Annotated in this window: 21 protein-coding genes; 5 read left to right on the forward strand and 16 right to left on the reverse strand. The window is 64.4% G+C overall.

Annotated features, from left to right (window positions below):
* Positions 1 to 2: 2 nt before the first annotated feature.
* Positions 3 to 1,064: a phenylalanine--tRNA ligase subunit alpha gene (pheS, locus tag AC4CS3_RS02815; protein WP_078105647.1), complete on the reverse strand. Its 1,062-nt coding sequence runs from the start codon at positions 1,062 to 1,064 to the stop codon at positions 3 to 5.
* 186 nt (positions 1,065 to 1,250) lie between these two features.
* On the opposite strand from pheS, the gene AC4CS3_RS02820 reads away from it, so the two are divergent.
* Entirely contained in the window at positions 1,251 to 1,904 is a 654-nt protein-coding gene (locus tag AC4CS3_RS02820) for an SIMPL domain-containing protein (RefSeq protein ID WP_490782125.1), read from the forward strand.
* Positions 1,905 to 1,915: 11 nt separating this feature from the next.
* Here the strand turns inward: AC4CS3_RS02820 and pcp are convergent, their stop codons facing one another.
* Positions 1,916 to 2,563, reverse strand: coding sequence for a pyroglutamyl-peptidase I (gene pcp, locus AC4CS3_RS02825; RefSeq protein ID WP_490782126.1), 648 nt, complete (start codon positions 2,561 to 2,563; stop codon positions 1,916 to 1,918).
* Positions 2,564 to 2,689: 126 nt separating this feature from the next.
* Between pcp and AC4CS3_RS02830 the strand changes: the two genes are divergently transcribed.
* A complete protein-coding gene (locus tag AC4CS3_RS02830; protein WP_490782127.1) occupies positions 2,690 to 3,769 on the forward strand; it encodes an Rv2578c family radical SAM protein in 1,080 nt (359 codons plus the stop codon).
* On the opposite strand, the gene AC4CS3_RS02835 is transcribed toward AC4CS3_RS02830, so the two are convergent.
* On the reverse strand, positions 3,766 to 4,206 hold the full coding sequence (locus AC4CS3_RS02835) for a (deoxy)nucleoside triphosphate pyrophosphohydrolase (protein ID WP_490782128.1): 441 nt from the start codon (positions 4,204 to 4,206) through the stop codon (positions 3,766 to 3,768). The genes AC4CS3_RS02830 and AC4CS3_RS02835 overlap by 4 nt on opposite strands.
* 146 nt (positions 4,207 to 4,352) lie before the next feature.
* On the opposite strand from AC4CS3_RS02835, the gene AC4CS3_RS02840 reads away from it, so the two are divergent.
* On the forward strand, positions 4,353 to 5,561 hold the full coding sequence (locus AC4CS3_RS02840) for an MFS transporter (protein ID WP_441414275.1): 1,209 nt from the start codon (positions 4,353 to 4,355) through the stop codon (positions 5,559 to 5,561).
* Between the two features lie 19 nt (positions 5,562 to 5,580).
* Here AC4CS3_RS02840 and AC4CS3_RS02845 read toward each other — a convergent pair whose 3' ends face one another.
* From AC4CS3_RS02845 to infC, 5 genes are all read right to left on the reverse strand, one after another.
* The gene (locus tag AC4CS3_RS02845) at positions 5,581 to 6,498 is read right to left on the reverse strand and encodes a cation diffusion facilitator family transporter (protein WP_490782129.1); all 918 of its coding nucleotides are present in this window, start codon (positions 6,496 to 6,498) and stop codon (positions 5,581 to 5,583) included.
* Positions 6,499 to 6,600: 102 nt separating this feature from the next.
* Positions 6,601 to 7,494: a TrmH family RNA methyltransferase gene (locus AC4CS3_RS02850; RefSeq protein ID WP_441414277.1), complete on the reverse strand. Its 894-nt coding sequence runs from the start codon at positions 7,492 to 7,494 to the stop codon at positions 6,601 to 6,603.
* Positions 7,495 to 7,545: 51 nt separating this feature from the next.
* Positions 7,546 to 8,076 (reverse strand): 50S ribosomal protein L20, encoded by a 531-nt coding sequence (gene rplT, locus AC4CS3_RS02855; protein ID WP_234753143.1) that lies wholly within the window; start codon positions 8,074 to 8,076, stop codon positions 7,546 to 7,548.
* A gap of 117 nt (positions 8,077 to 8,193) precedes the next feature.
* Positions 8,194 to 8,388, reverse strand: a complete 195-nt coding sequence (rpmI, locus tag AC4CS3_RS02860; protein ID WP_236816733.1) for a 50S ribosomal protein L35 — start codon at positions 8,386 to 8,388, stop codon at positions 8,194 to 8,196.
* A 118-nt stretch (positions 8,389 to 8,506) separates the two neighbouring features.
* A complete protein-coding gene (gene infC / locus AC4CS3_RS02865; protein ID WP_490782130.1) occupies positions 8,507 to 9,541 on the reverse strand; it encodes a translation initiation factor IF-3 in 1,035 nt (344 codons plus the stop codon).
* Positions 9,542 to 9,918: 377 nt separating this feature from the next.
* Between infC and AC4CS3_RS02870 the strand changes: the two genes are divergently transcribed.
* Positions 9,919 to 10,305, forward strand: a complete 387-nt coding sequence (locus tag AC4CS3_RS02870; protein WP_236816723.1) for a DUF1844 domain-containing protein — start codon at positions 9,919 to 9,921, stop codon at positions 10,303 to 10,305.
* An 85-nt stretch (positions 10,306 to 10,390) separates the two neighbouring features.
* Here AC4CS3_RS02870 and AC4CS3_RS02875 read toward each other — a convergent pair whose 3' ends face one another.
* The 8 genes from AC4CS3_RS02875 to AC4CS3_RS02910 form a co-directional block, all read right to left on the reverse strand.
* The gene (locus tag AC4CS3_RS02875) at positions 10,391 to 11,725 is read right to left on the reverse strand and encodes an MFS transporter (RefSeq protein WP_490782131.1); all 1,335 of its coding nucleotides are present in this window, start codon (positions 11,723 to 11,725) and stop codon (positions 10,391 to 10,393) included.
* Between the two features lie 58 nt (positions 11,726 to 11,783).
* Positions 11,784 to 12,686: an SseB family protein gene (locus AC4CS3_RS02880; RefSeq protein WP_490782132.1), complete on the reverse strand. Its 903-nt coding sequence runs from the start codon at positions 12,684 to 12,686 to the stop codon at positions 11,784 to 11,786.
* Positions 12,686 to 13,432 (reverse strand): bifunctional 1-(5-phosphoribosyl)-5-((5-phosphoribosylamino)methylideneamino)imidazole-4-carboxamide isomerase/phosphoribosylanthranilate isomerase PriA, encoded by a 747-nt coding sequence (priA, locus tag AC4CS3_RS02885; RefSeq protein ID WP_184735761.1) that lies wholly within the window; start codon positions 13,430 to 13,432, stop codon positions 12,686 to 12,688. Before priA ends, AC4CS3_RS02880 begins: the two co-directional genes overlap by 1 nt.
* Before the next feature lie 62 nt (positions 13,433 to 13,494).
* Positions 13,495 to 13,653 (reverse strand): hypothetical protein, encoded by a 159-nt coding sequence (locus tag AC4CS3_RS02890; protein ID WP_172465499.1) that lies wholly within the window; start codon positions 13,651 to 13,653, stop codon positions 13,495 to 13,497.
* Between the two features lies 1 nt (position 13,654).
* Positions 13,655 to 14,410, reverse strand: a complete 756-nt coding sequence (gene hisH / locus AC4CS3_RS02895) for an imidazole glycerol phosphate synthase subunit HisH (protein WP_490782133.1) — start codon at positions 14,408 to 14,410, stop codon at positions 13,655 to 13,657.
* Complete coding sequence (gene hisB, locus AC4CS3_RS02900; protein ID WP_234753135.1) at positions 14,407 to 15,033, reverse strand: imidazoleglycerol-phosphate dehydratase HisB; 627 nt, start codon at positions 15,031 to 15,033, stop codon at positions 14,407 to 14,409. Before hisB ends, hisH begins: the two co-directional genes overlap by 4 nt.
* Before the next feature lie 42 nt (positions 15,034 to 15,075).
* Positions 15,076 to 16,194 carry a histidinol-phosphate transaminase gene (locus AC4CS3_RS02905; RefSeq protein WP_490782134.1) on the reverse strand — a complete coding sequence of 373 codons (1,119 nt, stop codon included), beginning with the start codon at positions 16,192 to 16,194 and terminating at the stop codon, positions 15,076 to 15,078.
* 89 nt (positions 16,195 to 16,283) lie between these two features.
* Complete coding sequence (locus AC4CS3_RS02910; protein ID WP_490782135.1) at positions 16,284 to 16,643, reverse strand: LysM peptidoglycan-binding domain-containing protein; 360 nt, start codon at positions 16,641 to 16,643, stop codon at positions 16,284 to 16,286.
* Between the two features lie 366 nt (positions 16,644 to 17,009).
* On the opposite strand from AC4CS3_RS02910, the gene lexA reads away from it, so the two are divergent.
* Entirely contained in the window at positions 17,010 to 17,759 is a 750-nt protein-coding gene (lexA, locus tag AC4CS3_RS02915; protein ID WP_236816708.1) for a transcriptional repressor LexA, read from the forward strand.
* Positions 17,760 to 17,774: the final 15 nt, after the last annotated feature.

Genomic DNA, 17,774 nt, shown 5'->3' on the forward strand with positions numbered 1-17,774 from the left:
TGTTAGATCTCCATCCCGAAGTGCTCGCTGAAACGTACATCGCCTTCGATCATGTCGCGCATGTCGCCGACCTCGTTGCGGAACATGAGCGTGCGCTCGATGCCCATGCCGAAGGCAAATCCTGAATACTCGTCCGGGTCGATGCCGGCAGCGCGCAGGACGTTGGGATTGACCATGCCGCAGCCGCCCCATTCGATCCAGCGAGGGCCGCCCTTGGCACCGGGGTGCCAAATGTCCAGCTCCGCGGACGGCTCGGTGAACGGGAAGTAGTTGGGACGCAGGCGGATCTGTGCCTCGTCACCGAACATCTGCCGGGCGAAGTGCTCCAGAGTTCCGCGCAGGTCAGCCATGCTCAGCTTCTTGTCGATGGCAAGGCCCTCGAACTGGTGGAACACGGGCGTGTGGGTGGCATCGAGTTCATCGGTGCGGAATACCTTGCCCGGGCACAGCACATAGATGGGCACTTCGCGCTCCAGCATGGAACGGACCTGGACCGGGGAAGTGTGCGTGCGCATGAGCAGGTGAGCCTCGGGAGGCTCCACGAAGAAGGTGTCCTGCATTTCGCGGGCGGGGTGGTCGGGCTTGAAGTTGAGGGCGTCGAAGTTGAACCACTCGGACTCGACCTCGGGCCCTTCGGCGATTTCCCAGCCCATGCCGACGAAGATGTCGGCCACGCGATCTTGCAGCGTGGACAGCGGGTGGCGGGCACCGGCACGGCGCCGCCGCGGCGCTGCCGTGACGTCGACGGTTTCCTCCACAAGGATGCGGGCGTCATTTTCGGCTTCGAGCACAGCGGTCCGTGCTGCGAGCGCCTGGTTGACGCGGCCACGGGAGGAACCCATGAGCTTGCCTGCGGCGGCCTTCTGCTCCTTGGGCAGGCCACCGATTTCACGGTTGGCAAGGCTCAAGGGCGACTTCTCGCCCGTGTGCGCCAAGCGGACGGCTTTGAGTTCTTCGAGGGAGGATGCAGCAGCAATCGCGGCGACGGCTTCCTCAACGGCAGCGGTGATGGCGGCTTCATCCAGAGGGTTCGGGATGGCAGCGCCCGGCAAAGTGTCAGTCATCTACTGTTCTTAGCTACGAGTCGGAAATGGTCTTCACCAGGCAGGGCCATGGCAAAAGCAGGAGCGATGCTCGCTGGACGCGTCCGGCGGGCACTAACACCCAGTCTAGTAGAAGCGTTCGGCGGGGCTTTAACCCGTGACACCGTCCGGACGGCGTTCGCCAGCGCCCAGGGCTAGCATGGCCTCATGACACCGGTCCGCACCATCACTGTCACCGGAGAAGGAATGGCTGAAGCCGTTCCCGACCTGCTCACGCTCACGCTCGCTGTCGAGGTCAGGCGCGACGCCGCCGAAGCGGCCTATGACGACGCCGGAGAGATCGCCTCGGCCGTCACGGAGGCTTTGCGCGGGCATGGTGTGGCCGGTCTTGACCTGCGGACCAGCGGCCTCAATCTGCGTGCCGAACTCGTCTGGTCCGAAAACCAGGGGCAAAAGGTCAGCGGCTATGTTGCATCAACCACGCTGGTTGCCCGGGTCGGGCCGCCGTCAGCGGCCCCCGCGGCCATATCCGCCGCGGTGGTTGCAGGCGGTGACAGCCTCCGCATCAACGGGATCGAACAAGGATTTACGGATGCCTCGGCCGTTGCGGCGCGGGCACAAGAGGCCGCATGGCGGGAAGCCGAAGCGAAGGCGGCCCGGTTTGCCGCACTTGCCGGCGGCCGGCTGGGGCAGGTCCTATCCATCGACCAGCGGCCGGGGCATGGATCGCCGGTGCCGATGATGGCCGGTATGCAGCGCGCCTCAGCGAGCGAGGGCGTGCCCATCGAAGCGGGCTCGGTGGCGGTTTCCACGAGCGTTGTGGTGCAGTGGGAACTGGATTCGACGGCTCCAGCCTTGTGAACCGCGCCAGCCTAGTGAACGGCGCCCGCGGACAGTTTCGCGTCCACAGGAGTCTCAAGCGCAGTGCGAACGACGACGGCGATCCCCCGGCCCATGTCCCGCGTCGCCATGCCGGGCGCGGCACTGCCCCGCGGCAGCTGCGCTGTGTCATAGGGGACGTGGATGAAGCCGCCCCGGGGGCGGGGCGCAACAGCCCCGGCGAGCTCGTGCATCAGGGCATAGAACACGTGGTTGCATACGTACGTCCCGGCGGTCTGCGAGACTTCGGCGCGGATTCCAGCGATCTGAAGCGCTCGCAGCGCGGACTTCACCGGCAGCGTGCTGAAGTACGCCGCGGGCCCTTCCGGTACCACCGGCTCGTCGATGGGCCTGTTTCCGGCATTGTCCGGGATTCTGGCGTCATCGCAGTTGATGGCCACGCGCTCCAAGGAGAGCCGGTCCCGGCCGCCGGCGAGCCCGACGCAGATGACTAGCTCCGGGCGCACCCTCGCCATGGCCTCGCCCAGGACCGCAGCGGATTCCCCGAACACGCACGGCAGCTCGAGCGTTTCCACTTCATGCCCTTCGGCGCGCAAAATTTCCTGCGCTTCGAGGACCGCAGCCCACGAGGGGTTGCTGGAATCGCCGCCAAAAGGCTCGAATCCCGTCAGCAGAATCATGAACCCACCCTAGCAAGGAGCTGGCCCGACTTCAGGGCTCCCCGCCCGATCCTTCTTGGGCCTTCGTTCCGGGCCTTCTTTCACCGGGCCTTGACAAGTGTTCGAACATATATTCGAATGTAGTCCATGAGATGGGACGCACAAGCACTTTCGCCACAACGTGGTCCGGCACCCGGAGACAACAGCAACAGCCTTCTGTCCGGAGCCGCCCCAGCAACGGACGCACTGCTGCCGCTGGCCGGGCTTGTGCGTTCCGTCTCAACTCCCGAATTCTCCGGAGTCACCTTTCATGAGGTCACCGCCAAATCGGTGCTCAACAAGGTGGCGTCCGGTTCCCAGATGCCTTTCGAATGGACGGTCAACCCCTACCGCGGATGCAGCCACGCCTGTGTCTATTGCTTCGCCCGCAAGAGCCACACCTATCTGGAGTTCGATGCCGGACACGATTTCGATTCCCAGGTGATAGTGAAGATCAACGCGGCAGAGGTCCTGCGCAGGGAACTGTCCAAACCGTCATGGGGCCACCATCATGTGGCCCTCGGCACCAATACGGATCCATACCAGCGGGCAGAGGGCCGCTACCAGCTGATGCCGGGGATCATCCGGGCCCTGGCCGATTCCGGTACTCCGTTCTCCATCCTCACCAAGGGAACCCTCCTGGGCCGCGACATCCCCCTCCTCAAGCACGCCTCCAGCCAAGTGCCCGTAGACCTGGGCATCTCGCTGGCCATGACCGACGAAGCCCTGGCCTCGGCGGTGGAACCGGGCACGCCCGCACCGCGCGCCAGGCTCAAGCTCATCCGCCGGCTGCGCGAGGCCGGGCTGCGGTGCGGTGTCATGGCCATGCCCATCCTGCCGTGGCTGACGGACAGCGATGACGCTCTGGAGTCGCTCTTTACGGCGCTGTCCGACGCCGGTGCCACTGGCGTGACGGCCGGGGCGTTGTACCTGAAGCCGGGCACGCGGGAATGGTTCATGCAATGGCTGGCGGCGCGGCACCCCGGCCTCGTCGGCAAGTACCGGCATCTCTACGGTCAAGGCTCGTACGCTTCGAAGGAATACAGGACCTGGCTAAGCGGCCGTATCAACCATTTCAAGGCCCGTCACGGTTTCTCCGGGAGCAGCGGTTTCAGCCACAGGAACGCCACGGCGGGCAAGGAAACCTCGCCGTCCCTACCACCGGCTGGTCAGTCCACTCTTTTCTAGCCAAGCAGCCCGGAGGCCACCCGCTCCAGCAGTGCCCGGACAATCGGCAGGTCAGCAGGAATCCACGGCAAGGTGAACGCCTCGTCTCCATTGCCAAGCGGAACCCACCGGAGTTCGTCGTGGTCCTGGAGCGGACGCGGTTCGCCGTCAAGCAGTTCGGCGAACCATACCCTCATGACGGCCTGCTCGTTCAAGGGCCACCCAGCGGCTGCGTCCGGTTCCACTTCGGCCCCGAGCCGGACAGTGATCCCGAGTTCCTCGAGCAGTTCGCGGTGCAGCGCGTCTTCGAAGGACTCCCCCGCCTCCAGCTTGCCGCCCGGGAACTCCCACATTCCGGCGAATTGCGGCGGGGCGCTGCGCCTCGCAACGAGCAGCCTTGTCGGATTTTCAAGGGAATCGACGACGGCGGCGCCCGCCACGCTTATCAGTCCAGTCACCGCAACAGTCTATTGGCCGTCAGGTCATCACCCTTGCCTATGGAAGTTGTCACATTCAGGGACATTCGCCGGAGACTCGCACTAAGCTTGAAAGTCGGCTTTATTCCCTTCGAGTGAGATCCCGCTCGCCCCCCAGAAACAGGACGATGACCACTACCGCTGTCAGCAAGACCTCCCAAAAGACCGGAAGCCGTCACGTGTCGCTGGCGATCTTCGCCCTTGCCATGGGTGGATTCGCCATCGGAACCACGGAGTTCACCATGATGGGCTTGCTCAAGGAGATCGAGCAGGGACTCAACATCAGCACTCCCGAGGCCGGGAACCTGATTTCCGCCTACGCCTTGGGTGTCGTAGTGGGTGCGCCGATCTTCGCGGCGCTGGGCGCCCGGCTCCCCCGCAAGCAACTTGCCTTGGGACTCATGCTTTTCCTCTCCATAGCGAACCTGACGTCTTTCATTGCACCGGACTACGGAACCATGTTGATTACGAGGTTTGCCTCGGGACTGCCGCATGGCGCCTTCTTCGGGATCGCCGCGGTCATTGCAGCAAGCCTGGTTGCTCCCACCAAGCGCGGTTGGGCGATTTCGATGGTCATGGGCGGACTGACCATCGCGAACGTCATCGGTGTTCCTGCGGCTACTTGGCTCGGCCAGACGTTCGGGTGGCGTCTGCTCTTCGTCGTGGTGGGCGTCATCGGCCTGGCCACCAGCGTGTTGTTGTGGAAGTTTGTCCCCTTTGAGCCTGCCCACCCCGAGGCAAGCATCCGGCGGGAACTTGGTGCCCTCAAGCGCATTCAAGTGTGGTTGGCGTTGCTGATCGGAATCATCGGATTTGGCGGCTTCTTCGCCACCTACACGTATATCTCCCACACCATGACTTCGGTGGCAGGGATTCCGCAGGCGCTGATACCCGTGGTAGTTGCCCTCTACGGACTCGGCATGGTGGCAGGCAATATCCTGGGCGGCCGTATCGCCGACAAGTCGGTCATGGGAACCATCTACAGGGTCCTTCCCCTCATCGCCTTGGCGCTGGTGGCCTACGCCGTCGCGGCCCACTGGGCGTGGTCCGCATTCATCATGGTCTTCATCGTCGGCGGTATCGGCTCCATGCTTATCCCGCCGCTGCAGACGCGCCTCCTCGACGCTTCACCGGACGCCCCGTCCTTGGCCTCTTCACTCAACCACTCGGCCCTCAACATCGCTAACGCCCTTGGCGCGTTCCTTGGCGGCGTGGTCATCGCTTGGGGCTGGGGATACGTTGCCCCTGCCCTCGTCGGGGCTGTCCTGGCAATCCTGGGGCTCGGCGTCGCAGGCATCAGCGGCTGGTTGGAACGCAAGCGGCCTCTGGCGGCATAGTGCTGCCGCGGCGCTGCTGCTAGACCTGGACCCGCTCGACGTCGGGCTCGAGGTAGATGACCCGGGCGATCGGTACTGCAGTCCGGATCCTGAGTTCGGCGGCGTCGATCGCTTTGGCAATGGCCTGACCGGTATCTGCCGCGCCTACGCTGATCTTCGCAGCGACAAGCAGCTCTTCCGGGCCCAGGTGCATGGTCTTGAGGTGGATGATGCGCGTGCCGTCGGACTCAATGGCTTCCGTGATGCGAGCGTTGTCCTCTTTGGTGGCTGATTCGCCCAGCAGCAAGGACTTGGTTTCCACCGCGAGCACCACGGCGATTCCCACAAGGAGCAACCCGATCATTCCTGTGCCCGCCGCGTCCCACAAGCCGTTGCCCGTGATGAGGGTCAGGCTCACGCCGAACAGCGCGAATACGAGGCCCAGGAGAGCTCCGAAATCCTCCAGGAGAATCACGGGAAGTTCCGGCTGCTTGGCGTTTCGGATGAACTTGATCCAGCTTTGTTTTCCGCGCTGGGGATTGGATTCGTGGATGGCGGTGCGGAACGAGAAGGATTCCGCCACAATGGCGCCGAGCAGCACGGCCAGCGGCACCCACCAGAAATCGCCTTCAATGGCGTGGGGGTGCTGGAACTTCTCCCAGGCTTCGAAGAGCGCGAAGAGGCCGCCAACGCTGAACAGCACGATCGAGACGATGAAGGCGTAGATGTAGCGCTCACGGCCATAGCCAAAGGGGTGTTCGGGACTTGCGGCCCGCTGCGCCCGCTTCCCGCCAAGCAGCAGGAGCAACTGGTTGCCGGAGTCGGCGACGGAGTGGATTGCCTCTGCCAACATGGACGACGACATCGTCAGCACGAATGCGACGAACTTGAGCACAGCGATCGCCAGGTTGGCACTCAATGCCGCCACGATTGCCTTGGTACCGCCATTTGCAGCCACGAAAGCTCTACCTCTTCTTCGGTTCAGGGGATGTGAGTGAATCGGCAGGAACCGACCGCGGGGTCGCGTCCTGCAAGCAATACCGTACCGGTTGAGAAATTGTCAGGAGTGCTGGGAGCGCGCGCTGGCGTAAAGGCATACGGTGGCGGCTGTGCCGAGGTTCAGGCTTTCCGCCGAACCGTAGACGGGCACTGCGACACGATGGTCAGCAAGCGCAAGCTCGGAGTCTGAAAGTCCTTGCGCCTCGTTACCGAACAGCCAGGCCGTCGGGGCTTCGAGTGCGTAGGCGGAGGGCGCTGCCGACGCGCCCAGGCGGCGTGCCGCGTTCTCGTCCTGAAGTTTGTCCAGATTGAGGGTGCCGTAACCGTCCGCTGCGAGGATCCCAATGCCGCGCTCCTTGCAGAGGGCCGCGAGCTCTTCGACGTCCGCACCCAGGACGACCGGCAGGTGGAAGAGCGAACCGGCCGTGGACCGCACGGCCTTCGGGTTGTAAATATCCACGCTGGAGGCCGTCAAGACCACGGCATCCGCACCGGCAGCATCTGCGGCCCGAAGCACCGTCCCGGCATTGCCAGGATCGCGCACCTGGCACATGACAGCGATCAGCCGCGGCCCGGCGTCGAGCACTGATTCAAGGCTGACGTCCACAAAGCTGCAGACGGCCACAATCCCTTGGGGATTGACCGTGTCCGCCATGGCGGCCAGGACATCATCGTTCGCAAGCCGCAAGGCAACGCCGTCGGCGAGCTCGGCCAGTTCGGGAAGCCGGTCCAGGCAGCTTTCGCTCGCGAAGACTTCGTGTACGACGCCGGGCTCCCCTGCCGCGGTCCGCTCCCGGTGCAGGAGCAGCGCCTCGCGCACGGCCTGGGGGCCTTCGGCGAGGAACCGGCCACGCTTTAAACGCGCCGGGCGCCCGGCAAGCCTTGCGACGTCCCTGACCCGATCGGCTCGGGGGTTGGACATCGGAAGTTCTTGCGGGCGCCCGGTTTCGTTCATATACAGAACTTTAGTGGCAGTTGCCACCGTCCCATGAACTGAGGCTACGTGCTACTCAGCAGCTTCAGCGGCAGGCTTCTTCGCCGCCTTGGCCTTGGGGGCCTTGGCAGCGGGCTCTTCCTCGGAAACGGAGGCCTTGACTGCCGGAGCAGCCTTGGTAGCCGCAGAAGTCTTGGCGGCAGCCTTCGGAGCGGCTTCGGCCTTGACGGCCGGAGCGGAGGTGTCGGCAGGCAGGGAATCCTTGGCAACCTTGACCAGCGCGGCAAAAGCGTTGGCATCGGAAACGGCCAGCTCTGCCAGCATGCGGCGGTCAACCTCGACCTCAGCGGCCTTCAGGCCCTGGATCAGACGGTTGTAGGTCAGGCCGTTGGCGCGGGATGCAGCGTTGATGCGCTGGATCCAGAGGCGACGGAAGTCGCCCTTCTTCTTGCGGCGGTCGCCGTAGCTGTACACAAACGAGTGCAGCAGCTGCTCTTTTGCCTTGCGGTACAGGCGAGACCGCTGACCGCGGTAACCCTTGGCCCGTTCAAGGACAACCCGACGCTTCTTGTGGGCGTTTACCGCCCGCTTCACACGTGCCACGTGCGTACTCCTTCAAAATTCTTATCCCAAGCTGCTACTGCCGGAAACCCGGCCGGCCTGAGAAGGCTTTGGTGTAGTCGGCAGCTGCCGGATGGCAGCAACCAGAAAACTTGGAACTTAGATGCCGAGCATCCTCTTGATGACCTTGGCATCGCCCTTGAAGACGATCTTGTCGCCGGCAAGGCGACGGGTCAGGGTGGAGGACTTGTGCTCTAGGTAGTGGCGGCGGTTGGCCTGCTGACGCTTCAGCTTGCCGGTACCGGTCAGCTTGAAGCGCTTCTTAGCACCACTGTGGGTCTTCATCTTCGGCATGGGAACCGATCTCCTTACGTGTCCGCAGACTGGGTCTGCAGTTCTTTCGTGCAGCCACCCCATGAAGGGCGGCTACTGCTTTCGTGCCGGGCAGAGGGATGCCCCTCCTGCGGCGTGACTAGTTGGTCTTGCGTGCCGCTGGCTTCGGAGCGGCCTTGGGGGCTGCCGGTCGAGCTGCAGGCTTCGGAACCGCGGGCTTCGCCATCGGTTTCGGTACTGGTGTAGCAGCAGGCCTGGGGGCAGCCGGTACAACAGGCTTCGGAGCTGCCTGCTCAGGAGCCTTTGCCGGTGCCGGAGCCTTCGCTGGTGCCTTCGCCGGCGCCGGTGCGGCAACCGGAGCTGCTTCAATCACGGGAGCTTCTTCTGCTACCGGAGCTGCTTCAACCACAGGGGTTGCTTCAACCACAGGCGCTTCCTCGACAACCGTTTCCTCAGCGGCCGGAGTCTCTTCGACTTCAGCAGCCTCCGCCTCAACGGCTTCCGGCGCGGTTTCCTCAGCCTGGGTTTCCTCGGCCTGGGTATCCCCAGCCTGAGTCAAGAGTTCCGCCGGGAGCAAGTCGGCGAGTGACTGGGTCAAGGGAGCATCCTCGCCAGAGACGTCAATCCGGCCTGCAGCCTTGGCTTCATTCTGTGCCTTGGCTTCTGCACGCTGCGCCGCGCGGCGGGCCTCGGCCTTGGCCTCAGCCTTGTTCTTCAACGGACCAATCACCATGACCATGTTCCGGCCATCGATGCGCGGGCTGGACTCAATCACGCCAACTTCGGCGACGTCCTCAGCGAAGCGCTGCAACAGGCGGATGCCCATTTCAGGACGCTGCTGCTCACGTCCACGGAACTGGATCATGGCCTTCACCTTGTCACCGGCACCGAGGAAGCGAAGCGCGTGGCCGCGCTTGGTCTCGTAGTCGTGGGTGTCGATCTTCAGGCGGAAGCGGATTTCCTTGAGAACCGTGTTGGTCTGGTTCTTGCGGGCCTCACGGGCTTTGACAGCGGCTTCGTACTTGTACTTGCCGAAGTCCATCAGCTTGCACACCGGAGGCTTCGCCTGCGGTGCAACTTCAACGAGATCCAGGTCAGCCTCGGCAGCCAGACGCAGGGCGTCCTCAATACGGACGATTCCAACCTGTTCGCCGGCAGGGCCGACCAAACGCACCTCGGGGACGCGGATACGCTCATTGATTCTTGGCTCGCTAATGTCAAAGCTCCTGTTGTTGTGATGAGTATTCCACCGGCAAATAGAGAAGGCCCCCAATTGCTGGCGCAATCGAAGGCCTCGAAGATCGGAGACGGCCCCTCAACGGGGCGTTCGCACCATCCAAGGCTGACCTCGAACGGTGTCCGACCATGTACCCGGCAACTTACATCCCCGAAGGGAAACGGCTGACGCGGGTGGGAGAGAACTCCGCTTGCAAACTGAAAATTAATTCTACAGAAATCGGCAACCAACCGCACATTAACGATGGGTGGCCGAGCGCTGCGTGTGCCATGGGAAATGGCAACTTCCAGTCGGTCTGTGACAAGCTTACCAGCATGAGCACTTCAGACAGCAATTCCCTCGACCACGAGCCGGCCGGCACCGACGCCGGAGTAGGCCAGCAGATCCGCGACATTTCGGAAGTTCCGGCTGTTGAGGTCATCACCACCGGCGCCGTTCACCTCATGAGCGCAGCGGCCGTCAAGGTGGGCTTGGCCGACGACCCCCAAGCCGAAGAGCTCAAGGACCTGGACGAAGCGCGCAAACTGATCACCGCTTTGGCCGGCCTGGTCACCGCCGCAGCACCGGAAATCGGTTCGCAGCACGCGGGCCCCTTGCGCGATGGCCTCCGCTCCCTGCAACTTGCGTTCCGCGAAGCTTCCCTGATCCCGGACGAACCGGGCAAGGGCCCGGGCGAAAAGTTCACCGGCCCGGTCAACTGACACCGACTAACCCGTAGGACCGCGACGGCGGGCTGGCCTCTTTGGCCGGCCCGCCGTCGTCGTATCCTGGCGGCTTGGGCGCGACTCAGTTGGCGGGATCCCCGGCTCCGGCCTGGGTGATGGTCATGATCCGGCGTCGACGAAGCTGGAGGAACAGCCCGGCGAGGCACAGCACCACTCCTGCCGTCCCGATGGCGACGAAGCCGGCCCACGGCCCCACTCCGTCGATGAAGAGTCCCGCGACCGGCGAACCGAAGGCCACCCCTGCGGTGAGGGCCGAGCCATACCAGCCCATTGCCTCGCCGCGCCGGTCCTCATCCACGATGTCGGCGACCTTTTCCGACGCCGCGGACAACACCGGCGCGCAGAGCAGACCGGGAAGCAGGGACAACAAAGCAAGGGTCCAGGTGTCCCCGGCGAAGCCCATCGGGATGGTCAGGGCCGCCATGCCCAGCAGGAGCAGGATGGGTGAGACGGGCCGGTGCATGGCGCCGTAGATGAGCCCGCCGACTACCGAAGAGGCGCACCAGAAGAAGAAAACAATTCCGATCTCGCTCTCGTGCCCGCCGCGCTGCAGCACCGCGACGATCCCGACGTCGGTGCCGCTCAGTACCATGCCGGATCCTGCGGCGACGGCGAACACGGCGGCGACAGCCGCAGTGAACCAGGTGAAATTCCGGGCCATCTTTCCCCGCAACCCGGAAGCTTGCGAGACCGTCGGAGCCATCTCTGAAGCGGCTTCCTGGAGATGGGCCGGCGCCGAGGCCACCACCGCGGCTTCGGCCGCATGGAGCTCATCGGCATCCCGGTCAGCCGCCTGGCCGGCATCCAGGACGCCCTCGCTACGGGTGGGCGGGTTGAACCACAGCAGGAAGAGCCCGGCGGCCGAGGTGCACACACCCACGATGGTCAGGCCGAGGACAGTGAACCCGCTGGTAGCCACGACTGCGCCCACCGCGGGGCCGATCATGAAGACCACTTCGGTGCCAATGGAGTCCAGGGCGTAGGCCGAACGCCGTTGCTCGCCATCAACCAGCACACCGAGGGACTGCCGGATGACGCTGAAGATCGGCAGCGTCAACAGCCCGCCGACGAAGACGAGCGGAAGGATCCATTCGTAGCTGACGTGGGGCACCACGGACCAAATCACCAGCTCAGACACCACCGAAGGAACAAGCGCCTTGCGCAGGCCGACAGTGTCCACGCGCCGCCCTCGCCAGGGAGCGCCAATCGCGATGCCAATGGTGAAAACCGCGGCGGCAGCACCCGCGGCGGCGTAGCCCTTGCCGAGGGTCAGCACGATGTGCAGGGTGAGCAGAACTCCCGCTGCTGAGTGCGGTATGCGGGCCACCATGCCCACCAGCAGGAGACGCCGCACGGACGTGATGGAAAGCATCTCCCGGTAGAGAGAGAAATTCACGAGATACATCCTCTGTTCTGCCGAGGGCAGGACAAGGACGTTCCCCCTGTGCCTTCGGCTACTGTGCCGCCCGCTGCAGGCTGACTTCGATCGAGTCAACCCGTTCGGCGAACAATTCGTTCTGCGCCCAACGCCCGTTCAGCCCGGAGACGAGATCCTGCACCGCGGCGGCGTCCAGGCCGTCTTCGAGGTACAGCACCACGCGCAATTCAGGCCCGGGGCCCCCGCCGGCCATGGCCGATCCGTCGGCCGTGCGCGAAGCCATCCCCGACCCTGGCCGCATCTCCAGGCGCCGCACGGCGGGGTACATCCCTGCCAAGGAATTGAGAGCAGACTCCAGTTCATCATCAAGGTACGACGGCGTCCAGTCGCGCTGCTGCGCCAGTGACCACATGGCAGGCCTGCGCACGACGAAGGTGACATCCGAACCGGGATCCACAACGAGCAGCTGGGCTCCCTCCGACACGGCAGACAACGCGGCCCGGGCCGCATAAACCGCGACAGGACGAGCCTGGGGGTGCCACGCTTCAAGGGCCGCAGCCGAGGTGAACACAGGCATGGCCGTGCGGCCATCCGGCGCTTTAAGGGTCACGAGGGCCATGTCGGCCTGCTTGTCGGCATGGAGGCCATCCACGCCCTCGGCTTCCTCAGCGAGCTGGGCCACCACCGGGACAAAGACCCTGGCCGTCGCCAACGAAGCCACCACGCCGGCCTCGCTGCCGGTACCGGCGAGCAGGGCCGCGACGGCGGCGAGGTACCCGGCGTCGGCTGTTCCCTCGTCGTCGTCGAAATTATGTATCCTGGCGGCGTCTCCGCTCAGGTCGCGGCCCGCCCAGGGCTGGCCGGCAGAATCGCCTGCTCCCCCGGCGCCCGCCAGGGCAGCAGCGATGTGCCCGGGCAACTGCCGGGGTGCCGGAGCCGAAGCCTTGTCGGCAGCAGGGGACTGTGGATCCTGCGACATCAGCGGCGGCCGGCGACGTCCAGGGCTTCCGGAAGCGTGAAGGCACCGGCGTACAGCGCCTTGCCGACGATCGCTCCTTCGACCCCGAGCGGTACGAGTTCCCGCAGGACACGCAGGTCCTCGAGGCTCGAGATGCCGCCCGACGCAACGACAGGTTTGCCCGTCTTTTCCACCATCTGGCGCAACAGCTCGACGTTGGGACCCTGCAACGTTCCGTCCTTCGTGACGTCGGTGACCACGTAGCGGGCGCAACCGGCGTCCTCAAGGCGGGCCAGCACCTCCCAGAGATCCCCGCCCTCCTTGGTCCAGCCCCGGCCCGCGAGCGTCGTGCCGCGGACATCAAGCCCGACGGCGATCTTGTCACCGAAGCGGTCGATGGCCCGACGGGTCCATTCGGGGTTCTCCAACGCGGCGGTTCCGAGGTTCACGCGGGCGACGCCGAGTTCGAGCGCACGTTCGAGGGATTCGTCGTCGCGCAGTCCGCCGGACAGCTCAACCTTGACGTTCAGCTGTGAGACTACCTCGCTGATGAGGTCGGCATTGTTGCCCCGGCCGAAAGCGGCGTCGAGGTCCACCATATGCACCCACTCGGCTCCGGCGTTCTGCCAGTTCAGTGCGGCTTCCAGCGGGGTGCCGTAGCTGGTCTCGGAGCCGGCTTCTCCCTGAAGGAGACGAACGGCCTGGCCGTCCACGATGTCGACGGCGGGCAGAAGTTCCAGAACAGGCAGTTCGGAGGCGGTGGTCATTGAAGTCCTCGGTGTTGTGGGGACGGGCGTCAGTTGCCCGGCAAGTTATTTGGCAGGCGCAGTCATTTGGCAGGCAGGGTGAAGAGGTAGGCCGCCAGCAATGCCAGGCCGGCCAGGACGTAGAACGAAATGGAGACCCAGGCGGGGCGTTTCTGCTGGTGGAAGGAGATTCCGCCGCCAACCAGCAGCCCGGCCGCGCCCATGAAGATAACAGACCACATATTAGGCAGCGCCTTCGGCCTCGGCCGCTTGCGGCTGGGTTCTTGCTTGCGGGCGCAAGCCCTCAACCCAGTTGCGCAGGAGCCGCGCTCCGGCGTCGCCCGACTTCTCGGGGTGGAATTGCGTGGCGCACAACGGACCGTTTTCCACGGCGGCGATGAAGCGGGCGCCGTGCTCGGACCAGGTCACCTTCGGCGGAGCCATGCGGGGCTGGACGACGTCGAATTCCCACTTCTGCACGCCGTACGAGTGCACGAAATAGAAGCGTTCGTGCTCGACACCGGCGAACAGTTTTGAGCCTTCCGGCACGTCCACGGTGTTCCAGCCCATGTGCGGGACAACGGGCGCAGGGAGGAGTTCCACCTTACCGGGCCACTCGCCCATGCCTTCGGCCTCGGTACCGTGCTCCACTCCGGCCTCGAACAAGACCTGGAGCCCGACGCAGATGCCCAGGACGGGCCGGCCCCCGGCAACGCGGCGGCCGATCATCCGGATGGCGTCTACTGCCTTGAGTTCGCGCATCACTGTTTCGAAGGCGCCGACGCCGGGAACCAGGAGCCCGTCAGCGTTCAGGACATCTTCGGGCTTGGCGCTCAACGTGACTGCCGCGCCGGCACGCTCAAGCGCCCGGACCGCCGAGCGGACATTGCCCGAGCCGTAGTCAAGGACCGTTACGGTCGGTTTTCCTTCAGGCGAAACAATGCGGCTGGCGGCCTTCGGATCCACGACTGCGCCATCCTTGAGGATGTGCCTACTCACAAGGCGCCCTTGGTGGACGGAATGCCTTCAACGCGGGGGTCGGACTCAACGGCCGAACGGAGTGCGCGGGCGAACGCCTTGAACTGGGCTTCCACGATGTGGTGCGGATCCCGACCGGCCAGGACATTCATGTGGAGGCAGATGCCTGCGTGCAGGGTGATGGCCTCAAAGACGTGGCGGGTCAGCGAACCGGTGAAGTGTCCACCGATCAGGTGGTATTCCTGGCCGGCGGGCTCACCGCCGTGGACCAGGTAAGGGCGTCCGGAGACGTCGACGACGGCGTGGGCCAGCGCTTCATCCAACGGGACCGTGGCCTCACCGAAGCGGCGGATGCCGGCTTTGTTACCCAAGGCGGTGCGGAGGACCTCACCGAAGGTGATAGCAACATCCTCCACGGTGTGGTGGGCGTCGATGTGGGTGTCTCCGGTCGCCTTGACGGTCATGTCGATGAGCGAATGCTTGCAGAGCGCCGTCAGCATGTGGTCATAGAACGGCACCGAGGTACTGATATCCGAGACTCCCGTGCCGTCGAGGTTGATTTCAACCAGGACGGAGGACTCGCTGGTGGTGCGTTCCATGCGTGCTGTCCGGGCGGCCGCCGTGCTGGCGCCGTTTTCGCTCATTGATGATCCTTAGGAGGAAGGTGTGGTGGGACTTGTTCAAGTCTAGGCCGGTGCGGAGACCTGGCCGTCCAGCAAGGCTTCGAGCGCCTCAAGGAAAGCCGTGGTCTCCGGCTCTGTACCGGCGGTGACACGGAGGTGGCCCGGTATGCCGACGTCGCGGATCAGGACCCCGCGCTCCAAGAGGCCTTGCCACAGGGCATGGGGGTTTTCGATTCCGCCGAAGAACACATAGTTCGAATCCGAGGCGGCCGGCTTGAAGCCCATGCGGCTCAACTCGCTGACAATGCGATCCCGTTGGACCTTGATGTCCTCGACGTCGGCCATGAGGGCTTCGCGGTGCCGGAGTGCGGCCAGCGCGGTTGCCTGCGTGATGGCGGAGAGGTGATACGGAAGGCGGACCAAGCGGATCGCATCGGCTACCTCGGGGGCAGCTGCCATGTAGCCGATGCGTGCACCGGCGAGGGCGAAGGCCTTGCTCATGGTCCGGGAGACGATAAGGCGCTCCCGGCCAGGGAGGAGCGTCAACGCACTCGGCGTGTTGTCGTGGGCGAACTCGTGATAGGCCTCGTCCACGATCACCACGGTCTGGCTCGCCTCGCCGGCCTCGTACACGGCTTCGACGACGTCCAGCCCGAGCCCCGTGCCGGTGGGGTTGTTCGGGGAGCAGAGGAACACGACATTCGGCTTGAGTTCGCGAACCTGCGCGGCGGCCGAGGCCGCATCGAGTCCATAGTCTTCGGCGCGAACTCCCGCGATGTATCCCGTGTCGGTTCCGCTGGCCAGCAGTGGGTACATCGAGTACGTGGGCGGGAAACCGAGCGCGGTCCGGCCCGGGCCGCCGAAGACCTGGAGGATCTGCTGCAGCACTTCATTGGAACCGTTGGCTGCCCAGATGTTCTCGGCCGCAAGGTCGTGGCCGAGGTACTCCGCAAGGGCCTCGCGCAGTTCTGTGAACTCGCGGTCCGGATAGCGGTTCAGTCCGACGGCGGCTGCCGCTACCGCTTCGGTGATGGCCGCCTGGACCTCGGCCGGCACGCCATGGGTGTTTTCGTTGACGTTGAGCAAAATCGGAACATCAAGCTGCGGCGCACCATACGGGCTCAGGCCGCGGAGGTTGGTCCGGAGGGGAAGTCGGTCAAGTCGCTCAAGCTGGTCACTCACCATGACAGTTTAAGGTGCGGGGGCGGATGCCCTGAAACTGTGACGGCCCGGCGCCCGCTCGGGGACCTGCCAACCGGTCAACGTTGCTGTCAGGTGGAAGGAATGAACAGTTGCTGGCCCGGCACGATGTGGCCGTCCTGAAGGTTGTTCAGCTGGATAATCTCGGCGACGACGTCGCGGGGATCACGGGAAGGTGCGGCCTTTCCCGCAATCCCCCACAAGGACTGGCCCACTTGTACCGTGACGCTCGTACTCGAGGTGGGCTGCAGCTCGGCGGCGGAATCAGCAGCCTTGGCGGGCGAATTCAGGAATCCCGCCAGGCTGAGCAGCACTGCGACCACGAGCATTGCCGGGAGGCCGAAGAAGACCATGCGGCCCCGGCGGGTCAGGCGAAGCCGGCCCGGTGCCGTACTGCGGCCGGACCTGTGGGTGATGGTGATTGCGGACATGAGCTGAGCCCTTCTGAACAATGCCGCGTTCCGGAATCTCTGGTTGCGGCTGCCAATTCTTGCCTTCAGTCAGTGCTTGCAGGACGGTTATTAGTTGATCTGTTCGAACGATTCGAACGACCACCCGGATCCTGCAGCGCTTATATAGAACACATATTCGAACCTTGCTACGACATTTTTAGCACCTATCAACGAACGATGTCGAGACTCGCTAGAACAAATGTTTGAAAAACGCCAGTGCCTGCCCTACGTTTGAGTGAAGGAAGAGCACTGAACCAGTGCAACAGGAGGGTCTGACATTTCAGGCCGACAGTCCCGGCAGGCGCCTCAGGGCCGAATGGGCGGAACGGAAGGGCGTTGGCGAACATGGCAGCGAAAGCCACTGGCAGCGGGCCGGCCTCAGCGCGGAGCCAGCAGCCGCAGAAGGCCCCCAAGAGCCTGACCGTCCGCCAGAAGAAAATCCTGGAGACCATCCAACGTTCGGTGAACGATCATGGCTATCCGCCGTCGATGCGTGAAATCGGGGACACCGTCGGCTTGGCGAGCCTGTCCAGCGTCACGCACCAGTTGTCACAGCTCGAGAAGCTCGGCTATCTTCGTCGCGATCCCAAGCGCCCGCGTGCGATGGAAGTCCTCATGCCGTTGACCCTGGACGGCGGCTCTGTCATACCCGGCGTTGAATCGCCGGCGAAACTCCGCAGCGCGGGCGGACTGGCCGTCACGGAACTCGCGAGTGCCAGTGACACGGCCATGGTCCCCCTCGTCGGACGCATTGCTGCCGGTGGACCCATCCTGGCGGACCAGACCGTTGAAGACGTACTGCCTCTGCCCCGCCAATTGGTAGGCCATGGCGAGCTCTTCATGCTGAGAGTCGCCGGTGATTCCATGATCGACGCCGCTATCTGCGATGGAGACTGGGTGGTGGTACGGCGTCAGAACGACGCCCTCAACGGTGACATCGTGGCCGCACTCCTGGACGACGAAGCGACCGTCAAGACGTTCCGGCAACGGGACGGCCACACGTGGCTGCTCCCCCAGAACACGCAGTACGAACCCATCCTCGGCGACCACGCCACCATCATGGGCAAAGTCGTCTCGGTCCTGCGCTCCCTTTAGGACGCGCTCGCTCCA

This window comes from Arthrobacter sp. SE2 (assembly GCF_058244265.1).

What these genes read in the sequence shown, in the direction of transcription:
- pheS (WP_078105647.1), bottom strand. Translation starts at nt 1,064, where the DNA reads ATGACTGACACTTTGCCGGGCGCTGCCATCCCGAACCCTCTGGATGAA.
- AC4CS3_RS02820 (WP_490782125.1), top strand. Translation starts at nt 1,251, where the DNA reads ATGACACCGGTCCGCACCATCACTGTCACCGGAGAAGGAATGGCTGAA.
- pcp (WP_490782126.1), bottom strand. Translation starts at nt 2,563, where the DNA reads ATGATTCTGCTGACGGGATTCGAGCCTTTTGGCGGCGATTCCAGCAAC.
- AC4CS3_RS02830 (WP_490782127.1), top strand. Translation starts at nt 2,690, where the DNA reads ATGAGATGGGACGCACAAGCACTTTCGCCACAACGTGGTCCGGCACCC.
- AC4CS3_RS02840 (WP_441414275.1), top strand. Translation starts at nt 4,353, where the DNA reads ATGACCACTACCGCTGTCAGCAAGACCTCCCAAAAGACCGGAAGCCGT.
- AC4CS3_RS02850 (WP_441414277.1), bottom strand. Translation starts at nt 7,494, where the DNA reads ATGAACGAAACCGGGCGCCCGCAAGAACTTCCGATGTCCAACCCCCGA.
- rpmI (WP_236816733.1), bottom strand. Translation starts at nt 8,388, where the DNA reads ATGCCGAAGATGAAGACCCACAGTGGTGCTAAGAAGCGCTTCAAGCTG.
- AC4CS3_RS02870 (WP_236816723.1), top strand. Translation starts at nt 9,919, where the DNA reads ATGAGCACTTCAGACAGCAATTCCCTCGACCACGAGCCGGCCGGCACC.
- AC4CS3_RS02880 (WP_490782132.1), bottom strand. Translation starts at nt 12,686, where the DNA reads ATGTCGCAGGATCCACAGTCCCCTGCTGCCGACAAGGCTTCGGCTCCG.
- priA (WP_184735761.1), bottom strand. Translation starts at nt 13,432, where the DNA reads ATGACCACCGCCTCCGAACTGCCTGTTCTGGAACTTCTGCCCGCCGTC.
- AC4CS3_RS02890 (WP_172465499.1), bottom strand. Translation starts at nt 13,653, where the DNA reads ATGTGGTCTGTTATCTTCATGGGCGCGGCCGGGCTGCTGGTTGGCGGC.
- hisB (WP_234753135.1), bottom strand. Translation starts at nt 15,033, where the DNA reads ATGAGCGAAAACGGCGCCAGCACGGCGGCCGCCCGGACAGCACGCATG.
- AC4CS3_RS02910 (WP_490782135.1), bottom strand. Translation starts at nt 16,643, where the DNA reads ATGTCCGCAATCACCATCACCCACAGGTCCGGCCGCAGTACGGCACCG.
- lexA (WP_236816708.1), top strand. Translation starts at nt 17,010, where the DNA reads ATGGCAGCGAAAGCCACTGGCAGCGGGCCGGCCTCAGCGCGGAGCCAG.